The 21,725-nt window shown below is 40.7% G+C and carries 20 protein-coding genes; 12 read left to right on the top strand and 8 right to left on the bottom strand.

What is annotated here, in order from left to right; all coding sequences use genetic code 11:
• Positions 1-69 precede the first annotated feature (69 nt).
• The 6 genes from proS (at position 70) to QE404_RS02970 (ending at position 6,779) form a co-directional block, all read left to right on the top strand.
• Entirely contained in the window at positions 70-1,545 is a 1,476-nt protein-coding gene (gene proS / locus QE404_RS02995; protein ID WP_307446294.1) for a proline--tRNA ligase, read from the top strand.
• A gap of 118 nt (positions 1,546-1,663) precedes the next feature.
• On the top strand, positions 1,664-2,962 hold the full coding sequence (locus QE404_RS02990) for an OmpA family protein (RefSeq protein WP_307446291.1): 1,299 nt from the start codon (positions 1,664-1,666) through the stop codon (positions 2,960-2,962).
• A gap of 110 nt (positions 2,963-3,072) precedes the next feature.
• Positions 3,073-4,407 (top strand): Nramp family divalent metal transporter, encoded by a 1,335-nt coding sequence (locus QE404_RS02985; RefSeq protein WP_307446288.1) that lies wholly within the window; start codon positions 3,073-3,075, stop codon positions 4,405-4,407.
• A 117-nt stretch (positions 4,408-4,524) separates the two neighbouring features.
• A complete protein-coding gene (locus QE404_RS02980) occupies positions 4,525-5,061 on the top strand; it encodes a nucleotide exchange factor GrpE (protein ID WP_371935105.1) in 537 nt (178 codons plus the stop codon).
• Between the two features lie 78 nt (positions 5,062-5,139).
• The gene (dnaJ, locus tag QE404_RS02975; RefSeq protein ID WP_307446283.1) at positions 5,140-6,255 is read left to right on the top strand and encodes a molecular chaperone DnaJ; all 1,116 of its coding nucleotides are present in this window, start codon (positions 5,140-5,142) and stop codon (positions 6,253-6,255) included.
• A gap of 212 nt (positions 6,256-6,467) precedes the next feature.
• Complete coding sequence (locus QE404_RS02970) at positions 6,468-6,779, top strand: hypothetical protein (RefSeq protein ID WP_307453700.1); 312 nt, start codon at positions 6,468-6,470, stop codon at positions 6,777-6,779.
• 159 nt (positions 6,780-6,938) lie between these two features.
• Here the strand turns inward: QE404_RS02970 and QE404_RS02965 are convergent, their stop codons facing one another.
• The 3 genes from QE404_RS02965 to QE404_RS02955 form a co-directional block, all read right to left on the bottom strand.
• The gene (locus QE404_RS02965) at positions 6,939-8,387 is read right to left on the bottom strand and encodes an ABC transporter permease (protein WP_307446277.1); all 1,449 of its coding nucleotides are present in this window, start codon (positions 8,385-8,387) and stop codon (positions 6,939-6,941) included.
• Entirely contained in the window at positions 8,384-9,088 is a 705-nt protein-coding gene (locus tag QE404_RS02960; RefSeq protein ID WP_307446274.1) for an ABC transporter ATP-binding protein, read from the bottom strand. The genes QE404_RS02965 and QE404_RS02960 overlap by 4 nt, the downstream gene beginning before the upstream one ends.
• An 811-nt stretch (positions 9,089-9,899) precedes the next feature.
• Complete coding sequence (locus tag QE404_RS02955) at positions 9,900-10,787, bottom strand: DUF808 domain-containing protein (RefSeq protein ID WP_307446272.1); 888 nt, start codon at positions 10,785-10,787, stop codon at positions 9,900-9,902.
• A 158-nt stretch (positions 10,788-10,945) separates the two neighbouring features.
• Here QE404_RS02955 and QE404_RS02950 point away from each other — a divergent pair, with 158 nt between their 5' ends.
• The 3 genes from QE404_RS02950 (at position 10,946) to QE404_RS02940 (ending at position 13,485) form a co-directional block, all read left to right on the top strand.
• Positions 10,946-11,110, top strand: a complete 165-nt coding sequence (locus tag QE404_RS02950) for a hypothetical protein (protein WP_307446268.1) — start codon at positions 10,946-10,948, stop codon at positions 11,108-11,110.
• Positions 11,111-11,179: 69 nt separating this feature from the next.
• A complete protein-coding gene (locus QE404_RS02945; RefSeq protein WP_307446265.1) occupies positions 11,180-12,571 on the top strand; it encodes a serine hydrolase domain-containing protein in 1,392 nt (463 codons plus the stop codon).
• A gap of 50 nt (positions 12,572-12,621) precedes the next feature.
• Positions 12,622-13,485 carry an alpha/beta hydrolase gene (locus QE404_RS02940; RefSeq protein WP_307446261.1) on the top strand — a complete coding sequence of 288 codons (864 nt, stop codon included), beginning with the start codon at positions 12,622-12,624 and terminating at the stop codon, positions 13,483-13,485.
• A 216-nt stretch (positions 13,486-13,701) separates the two neighbouring features.
• Here QE404_RS02940 and QE404_RS02935 read toward each other — a convergent pair whose 3' ends face one another.
• From QE404_RS02935 to QE404_RS02925, 3 genes are all read right to left on the bottom strand, one after another.
• Positions 13,702-14,406: a DedA family protein gene (locus QE404_RS02935; RefSeq protein WP_307446258.1), complete on the bottom strand. Its 705-nt coding sequence runs from the start codon at positions 14,404-14,406 to the stop codon at positions 13,702-13,704.
• A gap of 84 nt (positions 14,407-14,490) precedes the next feature.
• Entirely contained in the window at positions 14,491-15,603 is a 1,113-nt protein-coding gene (prfB, locus tag QE404_RS02930) for a peptide chain release factor 2 (protein ID WP_307446256.1), read from the bottom strand.
• Between the two features lie 322 nt (positions 15,604-15,925).
• On the bottom strand, positions 15,926-17,278 hold the full coding sequence (locus QE404_RS02925) for an AAA family ATPase (RefSeq protein WP_307446253.1): 1,353 nt from the start codon (positions 17,276-17,278) through the stop codon (positions 15,926-15,928).
• A 307-nt stretch (positions 17,279-17,585) separates the two neighbouring features.
• On the opposite strand from QE404_RS02925, the gene QE404_RS02920 reads away from it, so the two are divergent.
• From QE404_RS02920 to QE404_RS02910, 3 genes are all read left to right on the top strand, one after another.
• Positions 17,586-18,494 (top strand): ABC transporter ATP-binding protein, encoded by a 909-nt coding sequence (locus QE404_RS02920; RefSeq protein ID WP_307446250.1) that lies wholly within the window; start codon positions 17,586-17,588, stop codon positions 18,492-18,494.
• A complete protein-coding gene (locus tag QE404_RS02915; protein WP_307446247.1) occupies positions 18,487-19,332 on the top strand; it encodes an ABC transporter permease in 846 nt (281 codons plus the stop codon). Before QE404_RS02920 ends, QE404_RS02915 begins: the two co-directional genes overlap by 8 nt.
• 140 nt (positions 19,333-19,472) lie before the next feature.
• Positions 19,473-20,105, top strand: a complete 633-nt coding sequence (locus QE404_RS02910; protein WP_307446245.1) for a hypothetical protein — start codon at positions 19,473-19,475, stop codon at positions 20,103-20,105.
• 33 nt (positions 20,106-20,138) lie between these two features.
• Here the strand turns inward: QE404_RS02910 and msrB are convergent, their stop codons facing one another.
• Positions 20,139-21,248: a peptide-methionine (R)-S-oxide reductase MsrB gene (msrB, locus tag QE404_RS02905; protein ID WP_307446243.1), complete on the bottom strand. Its 1,110-nt coding sequence runs from the start codon at positions 21,246-21,248 to the stop codon at positions 20,139-20,141.
• The gene (locus QE404_RS02900; RefSeq protein WP_307446241.1) at positions 21,245-21,694 is read right to left on the bottom strand and encodes a DUF417 family protein; all 450 of its coding nucleotides are present in this window, start codon (positions 21,692-21,694) and stop codon (positions 21,245-21,247) included. The genes msrB and QE404_RS02900 overlap by 4 nt, the downstream gene beginning before the upstream one ends.
• Positions 21,695-21,725 lie beyond the last annotated feature (31 nt).

Genomic DNA, 21,725 nt, shown 5'->3' with positions numbered 1-21,725 from the left:
ATCCATCAAAAATAGATTTTTATTTTTAGATAACAATAACATAAAAAAGTTAAAAAATTAAAAAAAATAATGGCAAAATTAACCTCAAGAAGCGAAGATTACAGCAAGTGGTATAATGAGTTGGTTGTAAAAGCCGACCTGGCTGAAAATTCAGGTGTGCGGGGATGCATGGTAATTAAACCATACGGATATGCAATCTGGGAAAAAATGCGTGACGAAATGGACAGAAGGTTCAAGGAAACCGGTCACGTTAATGCTTATTTTCCGCTTTTCGTACCCAAAAGCTTGTTTGAGGCAGAAGAAAAAAATGCTGAAGGATTCGCTAAGGAATGCGCCGTAGTAACACACTACAGGCTGAAGACCGACCCGAACAATCCGCATAAACTGATCGTAGATCCGGATGCCAAGCTTGAAGAAGAACTGATCGTACGTCCGACTTCCGAAGCCATCATCTGGAATACGTATAAAAACTGGATCCAGTCTTACCGTGATCTGCCGATTCTGATTAACCAGTGGGCCAATGTCGTGCGCTGGGAAATGAGGACACGCCTTTTCCTCAGGACCGCAGAGTTCCTCTGGCAGGAAGGCCATACCGCTCACGCTACCAAAGAAGAGGCTGTTGAAGAAACGGAAAAGATGATTGATGTATATGCAGATTTTGCAGAAAACTTCATGGCAATACCGGTAGTGAAAGGATTAAAAACGCCTTCTGAAAGGTTTGCCGGTGCAGACGAAACCTACTGTATTGAAGCTCTGATGCAGGACGGGAAAGCACTTCAGGCAGGAACTTCCCATTTCCTGGGACAGAATTTCGCCAAGGCATTTGACGTAAAATTCACGAATAAGGAAGGAAAAATAGAACATGCATGGGCGACATCATGGGGAACTTCCACCCGTCTGATGGGGGCACTTATCATGACCCACTCAGATGATTTAGGATTGGTACTTCCTCCTACACTGGCACCGATCCAGGTAGTGATTGTTCCTATTTTCAAAGGTGAGGAACAGCTGAACCAGATCAGTGAAGTAGCATTGGACATCCAGGCAAAACTGAGAGCCAAGGGTATTTCTGTGAAATTTGATAATGATACCCAAAATAAGCCGGGATGGAAATTTGCAGAATATGAACTGAAAGGCGTTCCGGTAAGAATTGCCATGGGGCCTAGGGATCTTGAAAACAAATCGGTGGAAATTGCCAGAAGGGATAACCTGACGAAAGAAGTACGTGCCATCGAGGGAATTGATGTTTACATAGAAGAATTGCTGAAGACCATTCAGAAAGACATCTACGACAAAGCGTTCAATTTCAGGAAAGAGCATGTGACCCGGGTAGATACTTATGAGGAATTCAAAACGGTACTGGAAGGAAAAACAGGCTTCATTTATGCCCATTGGGATGGTACCGCAGAAGAAGAGGAACAGATCAAGGAGGAAACCAAAGCGACTATCCGATGCATACCTTTGGATGATGATGTGGAAGAAGGAATTTCCCTTATTTCCGGAAAACCTTCTAAAAGGCGTGTATTATTCGCAAAAGCATACTAATTTCCGCCAGTTTTATACCCCTAGTTTATCGGAGTAGGTATAAATAATCGGAAAAAAAATGACATTTAGAGATTTTTTTATTTAAATTTATATAACATTAATCTCAAAAATAATTATTATGTCTCTAAATGTCATTGATCTAATCAAAGGGCAACTCGGTCCTGCATTAGTCTCCCAGGCAGCTTCCCAATATGGGGAAAGCGAATCCGGAATCTCAAAAGCCATTGGCGGTTTTCTGCCCGTAGTGGTAGGCGGACTGGCCAATCACTCTGATGATCCCAAGGTACTCGATCACTTATCCGATCCTGCTTCAGGCAGCATATTGAGCAACCTGTCCGGAGAAGCTTCCGGCCATTCTGCACTGTCAGATATTTTATCTTCAATTTTCGGGGATAAAGTAAACGGGCTGGTTAATACCATTGCAACCTATTCCGGCGTAAGCAACAATACTTCTCACTCTATTATGAATGTTGTCGCTGCAGCTGCCGTAGGAGCTATTGCCAAATATGCAGCTGACCAGAACCTTGACCGTTCAGGCATCACAACTTTACTGAATGACCAGAAAAATACGGTTTCCAGCCTGATGCCTGCAGGATTATCCCTGGCATCATTGGGAATGGACAACTGGAACATCAGATATAAGTTTGATAACGATGGCGATCAGATCAAGACTCCTCATCATGAGCCCAAAATAGAAGTGACCAAAAGTGTGTCGTCTGAAGGAACAAATCCGGACAGGAATACACATGACGGCGGAGGATCAATCTGGAAATGGCTTCTTCCGCTTCTGCTTTTGATCGCAGCCGCCTATTTCATCTGGAAGCAATGTGAAAAGAAAGAAACAACTGTTACCACATCGGTATCTGATTCCGGTACTGTAAAAACAGACACCACTACTGCCTCTTCCGGAGCTAGCAGTATAAATGCAGCAGCAACTTCCAAAACCGATGAAGATATTGATTTAAACGGAACCGCATTAAAAGGATACAAAGGAGGAATGGAGGACAGAATGATTGCCTTCCTGAAATCCGGAGGTTATAAAAACGCTAAAGATGATGCAGCATTAAAGGATACCTGGTATGATTTTGACCACGTTAATTTCAAACTGGGAACATCTGACCAGCTTGAGGCAGGATCGGAAGGCCAGCTGCAAAACCTTGTTGCAATTCTGAAAGCATATCCGGAAGCTAAAATCAAAATCGGAGGTTATACCGATAAGACCGGAAATGAGGCTTCAAACCTTAAACTTTCCCAAGCGAGGGCTGTCTTTATTAAAGACTGGCTGTCCAAGCAGGGGGTTTCTTCTCAGGTAATTGGTGCAGAAGGCTATGGAAGCAAATTTGCCAAGGTAGATGCAAGTGCATCAGATGCTGAAAGAGCATCAGACCGAAGGATGTCGGTTAGATTTGCCAAATAATTAAATATCACTTACTAATACTTGTCCCGGAAGCATATTCCGGGATTTTTTTGGCTTAAGTTTTGTATTTACATTTATTTAATTAAATTTGTTAGCCATTTCTAACAATTATGAATCTGAAACTGAAAAATGCCTGGAGGAAAGATAAGACGCTCCACTCCTTGCCTGAAGTATATTCGTCTGTAAAAATACCTGAAAACGCAGGATTCTGGAAGAAGTATCTTGCTTTTGCAGGGCCCGGACTAATGGTAGCCGTAGGTTATATGGATCCAGGAAACTGGGCTACCGACATTGCCGGAGGGGCTCAGTTCGGGTATACCCTGCTCTCTGTGATCCTGATATCCAATATTTTTGCTATGGTGCTGCAGCACCTCTCCGTCAAACTGGGCGTAGTAGCGGAACGTGATCTTGCACAGGCATGCCGCGACCATTTCAGCCCTGCCACCAATTTTATTCTTTGGATTTTCTGTGAAATTGCCATTGCCGCCTGCGATCTTGCAGAAGTCATAGGATCTGCTATAGCGCTGAATCTGCTCTTTCATATTCCGCTCACATGGGGTATCGTCATCACAACGGTTGATGTTTTATTCATTCTTCTGCTGCAGGCTAAAGGTTTCAGGTGGATAGAAAGCATCGTTGGGGGGCTTATTTTCATTATCCTGGCGTGTTTTCTTTATGAGATTATTATTTCGAGACCAGACATTAATGAAATTTTAGGCGGCCTTGTTCCTCAAAAGGAAATCATCCGGAATCCTTCCATGCTCTATATTGCGATCGGAATCCTGGGTGCAACGGTAATGCCGCATAATCTTTACCTACACAGCAGCATAGTACAGACCCGGGATTATAAACGGACCAGAGAAGGAAAAAAGGAAGCCATAAAATTTGCCACACTGGACAGTACGGTTTCGCTGATGCTGGCATTTTTCATTAACGGTGCCATACTGATCCTTGCTGCAGCCACTTTCCATGTTTCGGGAAACAAGGATGTTGCAGATATCCATGATGCGTATAAAATGCTTACTCCTATATTGGGTGCGTCAATGGCCAGTATAGCCTTTGCCATTGCTTTGCTGGCTTCCGGGCAGAACTCTACCCTTACAGGAACATTAGCGGGGCAGATTGTTATGGAAGGCTTTCTGAATATCCGCCTGAAACCATGGCTGAGAAGGCTGATCACCCGTCTTATCGCCGTTATACCCGCTTTGATCGTGACGATTATTTCGGGAGAGAAAGGAACAACAGACCTTTTGGTACTGAGCCAGGTAATCTTATCCATGCAGCTCAGCTTTGCCGTGGTGCCTCTCATTATGTTTACGAGTGATAAAGCCAAAATGGGTGAGTTCGTAAACAAACCGTGGATGAAGATCTGCGTATGGATCATTTCCTTTATTATTATCATCCTTAACCTGTATCTTCTGTACCAGACTTTTTCCGGCCATTAAACTTAATCCTGATTCTTACTTTTATTCCTGTTAAAGTATTTCCTTTCTGACTTAATGTCCATATTTTTTCCTTTGGCAGAATGTTTGTCAAAACCTATGGAAAATAAATATTGAATTATGGAAAATCAGGATATCAACGAAGAAAGCATCAATAATCAGGAAGAAACCAATACCCAGAACCCATCTCCTGCAGAAGACAATGTGACAGCTAAACCTACGGCCGAGGAACTTTTGGCAGAGGAGAAAGACCGTTACATCAGGTTGTATGCAGAGTTTGAAAATTACAAGAAAAGAACTGCCAAGGAAAAGATGGAGTATTTCCAGTTTGCCAACCAGGAAATGATGGTTTCCATGTTGGGCATCCTGGATGATTTTGAAAGAGCACTGAAGGAAATTGCTAAAAACGGTAACCCTTCGGATGTACAGGGTGTGGAACTTATCTATCAGAAATTCAAGAATAAACTGAGTGAAAAAGGGCTTAAAGCGATGGATGTAAAACCTGGAGACAGTTTTAATGTGGATTTTCACGAGGCCATTACGCAGATCCCTGCTCCGTCCGAAGACCTGAAAGGTAAAATTGTGGATGTGGTGGAGACAGGTTATACCCTGAATGATAAAGTAATCCGCTTTGCTAAAGTAGTTACAGGAAATTAAAATATAAGCAATAAATAATGGGTAATAGTCAATTTTGATATTACTCATTGTTCATTACTAATTACTCATATATTAAATATGTCAAAAAGAGATTATTACGAGGTTCTTGAGATAAGCAAATCTGCTTCAGCCGACGAAATAAAAAAGGCCTACCGTAAAATGGCAATCAAATACCATCCGGATAAAAATCCGGGTGACAAGGAGGCCGAAGAAAAGTTCAAAGAAGCTGCAGAGGCGTATGAGGTGCTGAGCGATGATCAGAAACGTTCCAGATATGACCAGTTCGGTCATGCCGGTGTAGGCGGAAACGGAGGTTTCGGCGGCGGATTTGGCGGCGGAATGAATATGGAAGATATATTCAGCCAGTTCGGAGACATTTTCGGCGGCGGATTTGGTGGTTTCGGAGGTGGCGGCGGAGGACGTCAGCAGGTAAAAGGCTCCAACCTGAGAATCAGGATCAAGCTGAATCTCGATGAAATGGTGAACGGGACCCAGAAGACCATTAAAGTAAAAAAGATGAAGACGGCTGAAGGAGCCACTTCAAAAACCTGTCCTACCTGTGGCGGCTCAGGGGTACAGCTGAAGGTAATGAACACCATGTTCGGCCAGATGCAGACCCAGACTACCTGCGGAACCTGCCAGGGAATCGGTAAAGTAGCAGATAAAATCCCTGCCGGTGCTAATGCGCAGGGTCTCATCAAAGACGAGGAAGAAGTAACCATCAATATTCCTGCGGGAGCAAGAGATGGTATCCAACTGAATGTAAGAGGCAAAGGGAATGATGCACCTTTCGGAGGAATTCCGGGAGATCTGCTGGTGATTATTGAAGAGGAAGTGGACCAGACCATCAAAAGAGAAGGAGATAATCTTCACCAGGAACTGTACATTTCTTTTGCAGAAGCCGCTTTGGGTACCAAGAGAGAAGTGGCTACCGTAGGCGGAAAGGTGAAAATCACCATAGATCCGGGTACACAGTCGGGAAAAATCCTCAGACTTGCAGGTAAAGGCCTTCCAAGCATCGACAGCTATGGAAAAGGCGATATGTTCATCCATATTAATGTCTGGACGCCTCAGAAGCTGACCAAGGACCAGAAGGATTTCTTCGAAAAGCAGATGAGCAGCGGAGAAATGGTGGCGGAACCTTCCGGAAAAGAGAAAACATTTTTTGACAAGGTGAAAGACCTGTTCAATTAATCATAAAAAAAGGATTCTTACGGGAATCCTTTTTTCATGTATATCATCAGGGTTTAATTTAGCTTTAATTAAAACCCATATGAAAAACCTTTTTATTCTCCTTGTCTTGTTGATCATCTCCTGTCAAAAAAAAAGCAGGAAATTCCATTAAAGATGATCTGGCTACCCTCAAACAGGCCCGCTTATCCACTGATGAATTCAGGACTAAGGCTTTGAGCTTTTTGAAATCTGAAGATCAAGAAAAATATTCAGCCATCCTGGATGTATTGGATAAGCAGCATTTAAGTTTCTGTGACTTTATGAAAAGGGAATACGAAATTGATGATTCCTGTTATGCCATTGCCAGATCAAAATATCCTGAACCCGAAATGCAGATGCAGTTTGTACAATGTCATGACCAGGCATTCGGCCTATTACACACGCGGTTTCTGAAACAAATTCATCTTACCGAGCATCAGGCCAATTACTTATCGGCACTATATTATTTTAATCAAGATATCAGAAACATCTGCGGCAGTTATTGATCATTTAATGACGAATGAGTCTCACAACCCAATAATGTGATTGAGAATCGATTGTATGAAAACCATTCTCCGACAGTAGGTCGAGAGAAATTATAAAAAAAGTCCGTCTTCACTAGTGATGAGACGGCCTTTTCTCTTTCATAAAGCTGAATAATTTGTTTATTGGTCATTATTTATGAAAGTTGATTTCACATAGTACACTCCAGCCCAGCTGAAAATGACCCCTATCAGGATGGATAAAAAGCTATACCATACGGTTCCTTCTTTTACCGCCATCCACCCCCAGGTCCACGGAAAAAATGGCCAGATTCCCTGCCCAAGCCCGGTACCGCCTATGATCAGCGCTAAAAGTGTAAAAACTGCTCCGGCTCCCAATGTCATGCCTACGTTAAATCTGACTGCCATCCATAGATTAAAAGCCAACAGTGCAAAACTTAACGCACAATAGATCAGGTAAAAACTGCCCAAGATCACCAACGAAACTTTCGATGACAGCAAAAATAGCAGGAATATGAGAGTTCCGGCATTAGCCAAACCCCATACTACCATAAGTTTGGTAAGGTACAGTTTTGAAATAGACACTGGTCGTGTACAGAGTATTCGCCAGGCACCGGATTCCGGCATCCAGACGAGTGCAGAAAGAAGTGCGGCTCCGAAAGGCAGAACCAGAATAGACCATAACTGCAATATATTCATCGGAGCACTTCTCCATAATGCAATTGCTCCAAATAGCAACGGAATTCCGAAACACAGCCAGTATAAAATGGTCTTCTTGGTTTTCACCAGTTCAGCTGCAATATAGCCGGTTATTGTAAAGTTGCTTTTGTAAACCACATCCTTTTTTTCAGGTTTTGTCCGAGCCCGCTGCTTTCTTTTCTGAAGGGTAAAATACGGAAGAGAAAGCATGACGACTGCCATCAACACTGAAGGCACAACAGTGAGCCATGGCGAAATAGTCCAACCCGGATCATTAGGCTCCATAGGAATGCCATTGGCATGAGTTCCGGTAAATACCAACGAAGAACGTATCGGCCAGGACCATGGATTCATCCACCATAATCTGTGCTCTGCCATCACCACACCAGATATGGTTCCTGCAAGTGACAGTAATAAACTTGCAATAAGTCCTGCTGCATAAGCAAGCTTCTGCTGAATTGCCATGATGGCGAGGCCGCTCACTGTTAAGAAGAAGCAAAGCTTTAACAGCTGTAGTAAAGGTACAGGACCCGGCAGTGCGGCAATGATTCCGAAAGGTATACTGGCGAGAAGAACAAATGCTGTGGTAACAGCAATAATAATAACAAGCCAGAAATACTCTGCAGCACGGAGCTCCCTGAGTGAATAAGGCCTCCACCAGGTTCCCCCTCCGCGTGCAGATTTTTCTCTTTTAGCGGTAAGGCCGGCCATAAGTGCTATAACAATTGGATACAGAAAGGTAGTCCATAAGGTATGCCAGGCATTGATGCCTTCCCATGACTGTTTGGATTGTTTACTGATCATAAAAAGGGTTCCGCTGATCAGTCCCATGCAAAGCCCGATCCATGCAATTTTTACTACGCTAGATCTACGCAGTTTAATTGATTCTGACTGAATAAGTACAACTTTCATGACACTTTTCTTGTTAATTCCATATATTTTTCTTCCAGCCGGTTTTCATCAGGCGACAGGTTTTTAAGTGTACCCTGATAAACGAGTTCACCATCTGAAATCACGCCCACATAATCTGCAAGTTTTGCCACTTCTCCTAACTGATGGCTTGAAATAAGAACGGTTTTTCCTTCTTTTGTATATGTTTTCAAAAGATCTCTCAGCTCTCTGATCCCTTCCGGGTCAAGCCCGTTCTGAGGCTCATCCAAAATAAGGAGTTCAGGATTATCCAGCAGGGCAATAGCAAGTGCCAGACGGCTCTTCATCCCCATAGAAAAACTCTTTACCGGTTTATTGCAGGTATCGGTAAGATTGACACTGGATAAGGCAGTTTTTATATGCTCCAGTTTCAGATGAAGCATCTTAGCATGCACTTCCAGATTCTCATAGGCATTAAGGTGATTATAGAGCGCAGGGCCGTTGATACTGGCTCCGATTCTTCCCAGCAGACTCCTCTGCCAGTTTTCTCCGAACAGGGTAATTTGTCCCGAACTGGGCTTCATCAGTCCCAGGATTAAGGAAAGGGTTGTGCTTTTACCTGCTCCGTTAGGGCCTAACAAAGCATAAATGTATCCTTTGGGTACAGAAAGGTTAATGCCTTTAACAGCAGTGAATGCGCCATAGTTTTTAACAAGCGCATTGGTGATGACAATATTTTCCATAATATATTATTTTGATGATTCATTATATTAGTAATCAGATCATTAAATTTGTTACGCATAGCATAGCATAAAATATAATATTTATCACATCACAATATAGCTGGCCAGAAAGCTAATGCCTTGAGAAAGACGCCTGCCGGATCCCTGTCCTGTTCCGAACTGCAATGATTTTTTCATATGTAATATTCCACTGTAAATGAATATAACTACCCACTCCATAACCAATTAGCTAATCTTCAGAATATTCCACCCGCTACTAATATCGAAGAAATTAAACTTTGCTGACACTGACCCAGACAGGTTTTGCCAGCGAACAAGCACAGCAACATTCACAAACAGCGTGGACAAACGTTTTGCAACAAATAAAAAAAATGACTGAATAAGAAACCGGTACTGCTGAAGTCAGTTGTCAACATGGCGGCTGATGTATTAATTCAAGGCAGTTTTAATGCTGAATACTTTATTGTGATCCTAAAACTTGTGTCTTGATAATTTTTAAGAATTCAATTTACCGTTGCTCATTTACAAAACCGTCTTATACCAATTTTGATTTTATGGTATGCTACATTTAATCAAGGAATAAGGGCATCTGATAAGCTGAAGTTTTTACAACGGCATGATCAGGAATTCGATAAATTACACGGACGATTTCTCAAACAGATCAACCTTACTGAAGATCAGGCCGATTATCTATCGGTATTATACTATTTCGGCCAGAATATAAGCACTTTTGCGGCAGTGATTAATTTTTGAATGGTAAAAAAAATCCTGCAAACTAAGTTGCAGGATCTGAATTTTTATGCTGAAATACCTATTTCTTAGCAACCAGGGAATATGCCCATTTACCCGCCGTGAAAACAGCAACAGCAATAAGTCCACCTGCTATCCCGAAAGTCATTTCCTTAAGAACTTTCGGCCACGTAGGCAGCAGATGGTGAAAATAATCTATCCTATGGGCAAAAATTCCACCCGCTACCATAATCAGTGCAATGGTGCCTATGACACCCAGGGCCTTGATCACAATAGGTAATGCTTTTACCAATACATGCCCTAGCTTTCCGAAGAATCCTTTATCGTTGCTTTTTTTGATGAGTTTAAATCCGGCATCGTCCATTCTTACAATCAGGGCAACAATTCCGTATACGCCTACTGTGGCAATAAAAGCGACCAGGCTGGTTACCAGAATCTGAGTGATAAAAGGATGGCTTTCTTCCAGAACTGTTCCCAGAGCAATGATAACGATTTCTATAGATAAGATAAAATCTGTGGTAATGGCCGATTTCACTTTCGCTTTTTCTGTTTCTTCAGGACTCTTATCTTCTGCTTCCTCAATTTCTGCTTCTGCTTCATGTCCTTTCTTATTGCGGTGAAAAAGGAATTCTATGATTTTTTCCATGCCTTCATAAGACAGGTAAAGACCTCCAAGGATCAGTACATAATTGATTGCCGGAGCATAGAGCCAGTTAAGTAAAAACACAATGGGAAGGATGATCAGCTTATTGAGGAATGACCCTTTCGTGATAGCCCATAAAACCGGCAATTCCCTTGAAGAAAGGAACCCGGTAGCCTTTTCAGCATTTACTGCAAGGTCATCTCCCAGAATTCCCGCAGTTTTCTGCGTTGCTATTTTACTTGTAACAGCTACATCGTCCATTAAGGCGGCGATATCATCCAGGACTGCAAAAAAACCAGATGCCATAGTATTTTAATATTTTTTTAATGTTTGTTAAATGAAGAGCAAAAATAATTATTTAATTCCGTTTTTGGATTTATAATCTGACAATAATTTGAAAATTGTAAGAATGAATAAGCAATGCCCAGCTTTAATATTTTATATCTTTGTTTAAAATCTATCCAATGGATGAAAACCGGGAAATCCAATTACAAAATATTTGGCTGAAGCTTGGAACAATACCCGATGAAGAGTTTGTTCACCAAATTAAAAACTATATAGACTTATTAACGGATTCCCAGACTTTTGCTGACATTGAAGACCATTGCAAAAATGATTCCCAGAAATAGCAATTCCCTGACCTTCTGCGCTTCAAACCTGTAATTTTACAAACATTTTACCTTCTAAAATCTGATACTATGCAACGTCAATTTCTTATTTTTATTTTTGGATGTTGGTTCTGTCTGTTCAGCACATTCGGTTTTACTGTACAAGCTCAGACAAAGGCTAATCTCCATACTATTAATCTGAAAGAGAAAAAGGAGGAAATAGACCGTATTATAAAAGCCTATGCCGCTATTAATAAGTTTAATGGAACAGCTTTGGTTCATTATCAGAATGAAAATATTTTCGAAAGGTCATACGGCTGGCAAAACGCAGAAAAAAAAATCCCTAATCAGGACAAAAGTGTTTATCAAATCGCATCTTTAACGAAATCTTTTACTGCCTTAATCATTGTAAAACTAAGTGAGGAAGGTAAACTTTCTGTAAAAGATCCTATTTCAAAGTATATTGCCGATTATCCAAGGGGAAATGAAATTACTGTTGAGCATCTTCTCACCCATACTTCAGGAATCTATGAAGTACTGCAAAATAAAGAGTATTTCAGTATGCTCCACACCGGAAAAAGCATTACCAAAGATAAAGAGCTTTCTTTTTTTAAAAACGAGCCGCTGGCTTTTGAACCCGGTACCCAATTCTCATATACCAATTCAGGATATATTTTATTGGGTATCATCATTGAAAAAATTACAGGACTTTCTTATGAGGATACGGTAAGAAAAATCATTTTAAATCCTTTAAAGATGACTCATACCGGATTTAACTATATGGCTCTGAAAAGTACGCACAAAACGGTTCCCTATTCTTATATTTCAAATACGAGACAGGAAAAAACAGAAGTGTGGAATTCTACATTAACCGGTCCTGCAGGACAGATTTACAGTACTGTTGAGGACCTGTACCGTTACTATGTGGGATTGAGGGATTATAAAATTGTTTCCAGAGAAACATTCAAAAAAGCAACCACACCTTATTTGAGCGGCTATGGCTATGGGTGGTTCATTGATGATTTTTATGGTAAAAAATTAATTAACCATGGAGGAAATATAGAAGGTTCAACAAGTTATTTTGCCATGCTTCCTGAAGATGACCTCTGCATCATCCTTCTAAACAATATAACAAGTAAAAAACTGGAGACAGCGGGAAATACTATTTTAGCAGCTATTCTGGAACAACCTTATACTCTTCCCCAACCGAACAAAGAAACAGCTTTGAGTGAAGATGTACTTAAAAAATATGTAGGTGACTATGAACTTTCTGATCATACTGTGATTCATATTATTTACGAAAACGGACAGCTTTTTATTCAGAACAATAAAGCTCCCAAGGTAAGAATGCGGGCTAAAAAAGAAGATGTATTTTTTCTTCAGGATGACGATACCGAAATTTCGTTCATCTTCAAAAAAGGAGAAAAGGATGTTATCAGCATCAAGAAAGGACTTTCATCAAAGACAGCAGAAAAGCTTTAGCAAGCATTGACTATTTTTACAATCAACAGAATTCTTCATACATTTAATGAATGAAAAAACTCATTCTCAGGTATCATTTTTTTGTCATGGGATGCATCGGTTTTATCCTGCAGTCCTGCAATACTAAATTCAGGGTTTGGGTTGGTCCGGGAGGTCAGCAGAAAATTTATAATTTAAAATACGGAGAAGATAAACGGCAGAAAATGGATGTATTCCTGCCATCAGATTATCCTGAAGATTCCCCGGTGGTCCTAATTGTTCACGGAGGTGCCTGGAAATACGGGCGTAAGGAACATATGATACAGATCCAGAAGATGCTGTTCAGAAATAAAATACCCAGTATCAATATAAACTACAGGCTGGTATCTAAAACCATCACTTACCGGCAACAGCTTGAAGACATTGGACTTGCGATAGAAAAGTTCAATGCACTGGCCGAAAAAGCTGAGCTTCGGCCCAACAATTATATCCTTCTGGGAGAAAGTGCAGGTGGCCATCTGGCTCTGTTGTATGGGTACCGGCATCCTGAGCAGATAAAAAAAATCATTTCCCTGAGCGGTCCCACAGATTTTTATTCCCCAGAATATATACATTCATTTTATTCCAAATATTCTTCGCCCACCATCCAGAAAGTAGTAGGTACAAAATTCCACCGCCAAGATCTATCTGATGAATTCAGGAAAGCCAGCCCGATAGCCAATGTGGCTGATATTCCTACACTCCTTTTTCAGGGGAATCAGGATATTCTGGTGAGCCAGAAACAAGCTAAAGCCCTGGACTCTGTCTTAAGTGCAAGGCAGATCCTGCATAAGCTGATTTTTATGAAAAACACAGGGCATGCACCAAGATTTTTCAGCAAGACCAAAAGGGACAGTATTATTTACCCCAATATCCTGGAATGGATCAAAAAATAGAACCGTTTGAATGGGGAACCAGGTAATGCAATTTCCCAAAGACGTAAGAGATTTCATTGCATTTGAATCGGCATAATCTGCAAGTGTATATTTAAATAAGATTACATCGGCTGGAACCTTTTAAACATGCTATGGTATATGCCAAACATATACTCATAAAAAGATAAACCCGCCTGAGTAGCGGGTTTATCTTTTTATGAGTTCAAATTGAATTTCTTATTTTTCTTCATCGAAATTATGGTTTTCATACTTTGAAAAATCCTGTTTTTTCCCGAATATGAATTTAAAAATGATCGGCAATGTTGTGATCAGAACAATAACGATAATGATCAGCTCCAGTTTTTTCTTTAAATCGATTCCGAACTGGTCGATGAACAGTTTATCAAGATAATGCCCTGCAAAAATCAGCAGGAACGACCAAAGAACCGCCCCAATGACATTGTCTCTGAGAAAATCTCTTTTATCCATCTTTACGATACCGGCAACAATCGGGGTAAAAGTTCTTACGACCGGTAAAAACCTGGCCATGATGATTGCCAATGCACCGTTTTTTTCAAAGAAATCATGGGCCTGGTACAGGTATTTTTTCTTGAAAAGCATGGTATCCTGTTTTTTATATAATGCTGAGCCTGTTTTTCTTCCAAAATAATACCCTACTTCATTCCCAATAATAGCAGCCACGGCAACGGAAGTAGCCAGGATAAGCGTATCCAGGAAGTCACTTCCCGTAGATCCGAATGTTTGTTGAATTATTTCAACGGCATATATTCCCGAAACAAATAGCAACGAATCACCCGGTAAAAAAAAGCCTACAAAAAGCCCTGTTTCAGCAAAAATGATAAACAAAATGAGCCAAAAGCCACCTAACTTTATATAAAATTCGGGGTTCAGCAAATCTCTCCAGCTATTGAAATCTTCCATATATATCGTTGAATAACAAAAATAGGCTTTAAAACCCTGATAAGAAAATTAATTATCAATTTTTAACTAAAAATTCTTGCAGGATCAAAGCTCAAGATCATCATCCGAAACAGCTGTTCCATCAGCCATCAGAAAGGCTTTCAGAAAAGGAGTGATATTCCCGTTCATCACGGCATCCACATCTGAAGTTTCATAGCCGGAACGCACATCTTTCACCAGTTTGTACGGATGCATCACATAATTCCGGATCTGGCTTCCCCATTCGATCTTCATCTTATTGGCTTCGATCTCATTCCGCGCCCTCATCCGCTCTTCGAGTTCCATTTCGTATAACCTGGAACGGAGCAACTGCATGGCTTTTTCTTTGTTCTGAAGCTGTGAACGGGATTCTGAGTTTTCAATGATGATTCCGGTAGGTGCATGGCGAAGACGTACAGCCGTTTCCACTTTGTTCACGTTCTGACCTCCGGCTCCTGAAGACCGCATGGTTTCAAAGGAAATATCTGCCGGGTTGATGTTGATCTCAATGGTATCATCCACCAATGGATACACATAAACCGACACAAAGCTCGTATGTCGCTTCGCATTGGAGTCAAAAGGGGAAATCCTGACAAGCCTGTGTACCCCGTTCTCCCCTCTCAGATATCCGAAGGCAAATTCACCTTCGATCTCAAGGGTAACGGTTTTCACTCCGGCAACATCGCCTTCCTGGTAATTCAGTTCACGGATTTTATAGCCCTGCTTTTCTGCCCACATCGTATACATCCTCATCAGCATGGATGCCCAGTCACAGCTTTCCGTACCGCCTGCTCCCGCTGTAATCTGCAAAACTGCTGAAAGCTCGTCGCCTTCATTGGAAAGCATATTCTTGAATTCAAGGTCCTCTATTTTTTCTACCAGTTTCGGAAAAGTTTCATCCAGCTCCTTTTCAGAATCCGGATCTTCTTTGGCAAATTCAGCCAATACCTGCAGATCCTCAAACTGGCTGCTGATCTCATCATAGGCTTCCACCCATTTTTTCTTTGAACGCAGCTGCTTCAGGAAAGCTTCCGCTTCTTTTGGGTTTCCCCAAAACTCAGGAGCCGCCGTTTTTTCATCATCATTGGCAATTTCTATCTTCTTCTTTTCAATCTGAAGGTATTTGTGTAAGTCTTCGATCCTTGACTGGACCTCTTTTATATGGTCATTATTGATCACGAATGTCTATTTTATGCAAAAATACGGATAAATGTGGATTTTGAAGATAAGATTTAGATATCAGATTTCAGATACTAGATACTAGATATCAGACATCAGAAGATAGATACATAGATACCAGATAATTGATAATTGATAATTGATAATTGATAATCGATTAATGATTAATGATAATTGATTACTTATTTTAAATTTTAGATTATAGATTTTTAATACGAGGCTTGATGATGAAAAGAAGTTTGATCAATTTATATTGTTCCTCACGCCCAGATTCAAAATTCAAAATCTAAAATTTATAATTTAAAATTTATAATTCCCCGCCTCACTCATCCTTCTGTTCGTCATTATGCTGAAAACCGATCGCCCTTCTCGGTTCTTCCACTACCCTGTAGGCATCGAGTTCTGTTTTCAGGCTTTGGATCCTGTACTGGAACTGGTCTGAGCTGTTGATGATAACGTCCTTAAGAAACATGGCAATCTGATCCAGGTATTCTTCGGTAAGCTTACCTGCGGCGTCTCTTAATGCGCCATCAAGAACATTTTTATCAATTTTAAGATTTTCATTCTTGGTCTTATAGTAGAGGTATTTGATGCGTTTTTTAAGGCTTTGGGTAAAATCGATCAGCATGGTGTTGCTGAACACTTTCATTTTTGATGAAACCTCATCCCAGAAAGGAATCTTGTCGGCTTTATTATTTTTAAGGATTTTATACAGGAGTGAGCTTTTGTCCAGGTTCCTGGTCATCGAATACAGGATAATTTCCGAACGTTCTGCCTTATTCGGCGGAAAGACGGGAATCAGAACATCAAATCTTCCCGGAGCCAGAATTTCTTCATCAATCTCTGAAACTGTGGTGGCAGAACCAACCATCAGTACATTTTCCTGTTCAAACTTCGAAATATGGTGCAGAATGACTTCCTGGGTTTCCAGGTTGCATGCCGCTACGTTATTTTCAGGTTTCCTGGCCATCATGATGCTGTCAAAATCATCCAGGAACAGCAATACTTTGTCCTGTTTCATCGCCGTGACGAGGAAATCATTGAAATGGGTTTTGCTTCCGTCTACAAATGAGGTTCCCAAATAATGCTTCTTTACCTCCCTGAATTCATATCCGATGATTTCGGCTATTTTTTTGGCCCAGAAAATCTTCCCGCTCCCCGGAGGGCCGTACAGAATGACTCCCGCAGGTTTATTGATCCCCCAGTCTTTGATTTGCTGCGGATTCAGAAAAGGTTCCAGGACACTGGAAATATAGAAGAACAAATCCCTGTATCCAATGAAATCCCTTTTCTGGAGGCTTGTAATGTTTCCAAAATAATTATAGACAAACTGGTAATTTCCGCCCAGCTTATTATCAATCCCATAGCTTGAAACCGATGATTTGAAGAAGCCATTGTCAAAAATATTCGGGTTGATTTCTTTCATCGCTTCTTCCACCTTCTCCTGCGGCTGGTTGATCTTTTCAGCAATCTGTCCGGGAGTTTTGGCTTTATCGAGGTCTTTTTCGTACCGCCGCAGAAAATCAATGTTTTCACGGGCAAATTTTTCAAAATCCTCTTTCACTTCAAAGTTGGTGCTGATGCAGTTGGCCAGTTCCAGATCGAAATCCTGGATAAACTGTTTGATCGCTTCTGCTGATACGTCAAGCTCCTGGGCAAGTTCAATCAATTTCATAACTCAATCTAATAATTACATTCTGTATTCAACGCATCGAATTTTAAGCCAACTGAAGGATACGGCCGGCGAAAGATGCTTTATCTTATAAATATACAGATTTCCCCACAACTTCAATAGCGGCTGCCGCTCATCATTTTGAATCTTTTTTTTGCTTAATGCTTGCTAAATCTTCATAGAATCAATATTAAAAATTGGTAAAATTAAACCCAGTTATAACAATTATCATTACCTTTCCTAAGTATTGTTTACAAATTCTGTAACAATTCAAAATCTGTTGAGACTAGTATAATGTAAAACGAATTACATGGAAAAAATTTTATCGGTCAAGAACCTGACTAAAAAATTCAAGAGAATTGTCGTGAACAATATTTCTTTTGACGTAGAAAAAGGAAATGTTTACGGCCTTCTGGGTCCGAATGGCAGCGGGAAATCCACCACTTTTGGCATGCTGCTTTCTACAATCAATCCTACCAGCGGAGACTGGTACTGGTTCGGCAAAAAGGGTACAGATCCTGAAACGCTGAAAAGAATCGGGGCCATCATTGAACAGCCTAACTTCTACCCGTACCTCAGTGCCGAAAAAAACCTTAAAATCGTTGCTGAAATCAAGGGAACGCCTTACGAGAGGATTGATGAGGTCCTTAAAACCGTGGGACTTTTAGAAAGGAAAAAAGACGCTTTCAAAACGTATTCCCTCGGAATGAAACAACGTCTGGCTATTGCTTCTGCTTTACTCAATAATCCTGAAGTGCTGATCCTGGATGAGCCGACTAACGGACTGGATCCGGAAGGCATTATCCAGATCCGTGAAATCATCAACAGCATTGCCAAACAAGGCATCACGATCATCATTGCGAGCCACCTTCTGGATGAGATCGAAAAAATATGCAGCCATGTAATCGTCCTGAAAGAAGGAAATTCGATTTACTGTGGCAGAGTGGACGAAATATCAAACAATACGGGATATTTTGAGCTGAAAGCAGATAACAATACCCTTCTGCTGAGCACACTGGAGGAACTGCAGTGGTTCTCATCTGTAAGCATGGAAGGGGAACTGATAAAAGCCCAGATCCGTGAAGATGCATCGGTTTCGGCATCAGCGCTGAACCAAAAGCTGGCAGAAAAAGGAATTTTCCTTTCTCACCTCACGAAAAAGAAACTCTCTCTTGAAACCCAATTCCTTGAACTTGTAAAAAACACGAACCATGCTTAGATTATTAAAACTCGAATATTATAAAAACATTACCTACAAACCGTTCAAGATATTCAGCATCCTTTATTTTGCCATACTCATCGCGATGCTGTTTGTAGGACTGGTTGATTTTGACCTGTTTAGCGGGAAAGTAAATCTAAAGGAGCAGGGAATCTATAATTTTCCGGAGATCTGGAACTTTACCACATGGATTGTAGCTTTGCTGAAAATTTTCCTCGGGCTTATCATCGTATTTTCCATTTGCCAGGAGTTCAGCAACAGGATGTTTAAACAGAATACCATCGATGGGCTGAGCAGGGAGGAATTCATCGCTTCAAAACTGCTGACCATCGGCATTTTTACGGTGATTTCAACTGCGATTGTTTTTGGCATTACCTTGTTTATAGGATACCAATACTCCAATACAACGGAATCTGACAAAGTTTTTGCGGAGATGTTCTTTATCGGCAATTATTTTGTCAAGCTTCTCACCTTTTTCTGTTTCCTGATGTTCCTTTCGGTTCTGCTGAGGAAATCAGTGTTTGTTTTCCTTGCTTTTTTTGTATTGTGGATTGTAGAAATCATTTTATCGGCTGTAGAAAGCTATCAGAAAATGCACGGTCTTAATGAAGTACAGAGAGGCCAGGTATTGCAGAATGATTTTTTCATTTCCAAGCTCTTTCCTCTGGAAAGCATGTCCAGCCTGATACCGAATCCAATGGTTAGGTTGAATGCAGCTAAAATGCTGGGTTTAAAATATGAGTTCCACTATCCTACCGAGAGTCTTATTGCCTGCCTGGTTTGGTGTGCTATTTTCATTTTTGCTTCATACTGGATTTTGAAAAAAAGGGACTGGTAAGCTGTATTATTACATTTGTTAAAATATATTAACTGGCCCGGATGCGGGTCACTTTTTTTTGGCCTGTTTTAAAGTGATATTCAAAAAGCCTGTACATCAGCAGATGATATTTTTTATTAACTTTAACAAAAATGAAGACGATGAAAAAGATATATTATGTGCCCGGGTTAATCAGTGCTCTGCTTATTCCGCTGCTGTTTTGGTATTATGGAAACCAAAGGGTTCATCCTCAATATACCGTGCTGGACCTTGGGCTTCCGGCAAAAGTTAAAAAGGGAATGGAAAATCATTTCAATACTTTTGAGCCGTACCGCAAATGGAAGTATAAGAAAATCACAGTAAAACCAAACACCGCTTTACAAAACCGGCCGTATTATGTTTCAGAATTAAAAAAGCTCCAGGCCAGGAATGAACAAGAAACGGGCATTGAGTTTGTGATTAATGATGACAATACGTATCAGGATTTCATTGCTTTAATTGATGCCATGAAAGTGGCGAAGCAGGATACATACGGAGTGGACGTTGAAAAAACAAATCATTTTTTTGCCGTCCATGAATATAAAGATCCTCACAGATCTGAAAGATATGGTATTTGCGGAGGTGTAGTAGGCGGTGACTTCAGGCCTGAAAAACCTGTTTTACATATTTTCAGGCCTGAATCATTTATCCAATATCTTCCTCAACAGGCATATTATGTTCTGTTTGGATTCTTATTGTTCCTGAATATTTCAATGCTCAGCATCCAACAACGCTTCCAGCTCGGTCCTATATAAAAAAGACTGCCTTTCGGCAGCCTCCTCTTCACTTTACTTCTTATCCAGTAATGTTATATAGTCTCCGTATCCTTGTTTTTCCATCTCCTCTTTTGGGATGAATTTCAGCGATGCACTGTTGATGCAGTATCTCAATCCGCCTTTATCTGCAGGTCCGTCATTAAACACATGTCCTAAATGGGCATCACCTGTTTTGCTTCTTACCTCAACCCTGGTCATTCCATGCGATCTGTCCAGTTTTTCCTCGATCAGTTTTTTAGTAATCGGTTTTGAAAAGCTAGGCCATCCGCATCCTGATTCAAACTTATCCGTAGAGATGAATAACGGCTCTCCAGTTGTGATGTCCACGTAAATACCATCGCGTTTTTCATCCCAGTATTTATTCTGAAATGCTCTTTCTGTACCGTTTTCCTGGGTAACATTGTACTGTTCGGCAGTTAGTTTTTCCTTCAGGACTTTTTTATCCTGCTTCTGGTATTTTGTTTCTTTTTTAGGTGGGTTGGCATTTCTTGCCATTTCAAACAATCCAGGTTCAATGTGGCAATATCCTCCGGGGTTTTTATCCAGATAATCCTGATGATAATCTTCAGCCCTGTAGAAGTTTTTCAGTGGAATGGTTTCCACCAGTACCGGCTTACTGTAATTCTTGGCCAGCTTCGCCACTTCAGCTTTTACCACAGCTTCCGTTTCTTTATCTGTTGAATAAATTCCCGTTCTGTACTGGTCTCCCCTGTCATTGCCCTGCTTGTTCAGGCTGGTAGGATCAATTGTTTTAAAATACAGGTCAATCAGAAGTTTAAGGTCAACCTGCTCCGGATCGTATTTTACTTTCACGGTTTCGGCAAATCCTGTGGTATGGCTTACCACCTCTTCATAAGTCGGGTTTTCCTTATTTCCGTTGGCATATCCCACTTCGGTTCCTACTACCCCTCTGATCTGCTGGAAAAAATGTTCCGTTCCCCAGAAACATCCTCCGGCAAAATACACTTCTTTTACATTTTTATTGTCCATAATGGTCTCATTTTTTTTCTTTATCTCCGTGGATTTAGACTTTGCATCTCCACAGCTGGTCGCAAAAACCGCAATGCCCAGAATTACACTGAGCAGTATCAATATATTCTTCATTTTTATCTTATTATTCATTTTTTACCATTTAAAATCATTAATCCAAATCCTAAAAACATCAGATCTTTCAGGATAAAAAAATCTGTAACCGGAATTCCGTCCACTACTTTCCAAATTCCTGGAGTTGTAAATAAATAGCTCAATGTAGTAAGGAAGGTAATGATCATTCCGATGGCAGCATACTTTGTAAGTGATGCAAATTTCACACTAAGTAGTAAAAGAAATGCAATGATAATCTCTATCACTCCGATAGTATCAGACACTGCCCGAATACTTACAATATCATATACGAAAAAAGTAAGAAAATGGTTTTCCACCAAAGGTTTTATAGCGTTTGCTTCTGTAGGTGTGAACTTGAAAATTCCGATCCAGAGCAGAATAATTGCGGCTCCGAAAAGTGAGATGTAATACCCTGCTTTCCTTACAAGGTTTTCGTTATCGATTTTAAGTGCGGTTCCATTCATTTTTTTTGATTTTGAATTAATATTTCAATGT

The organism is Chryseobacterium camelliae (genome assembly GCF_030818575.1).
GTDB lineage: Bacteria > Bacteroidota > Bacteroidia > Flavobacteriales > Weeksellaceae > Chryseobacterium > Chryseobacterium camelliae_A.
This window is presented reverse-complemented; position numbering and strand designations above follow the sequence as displayed.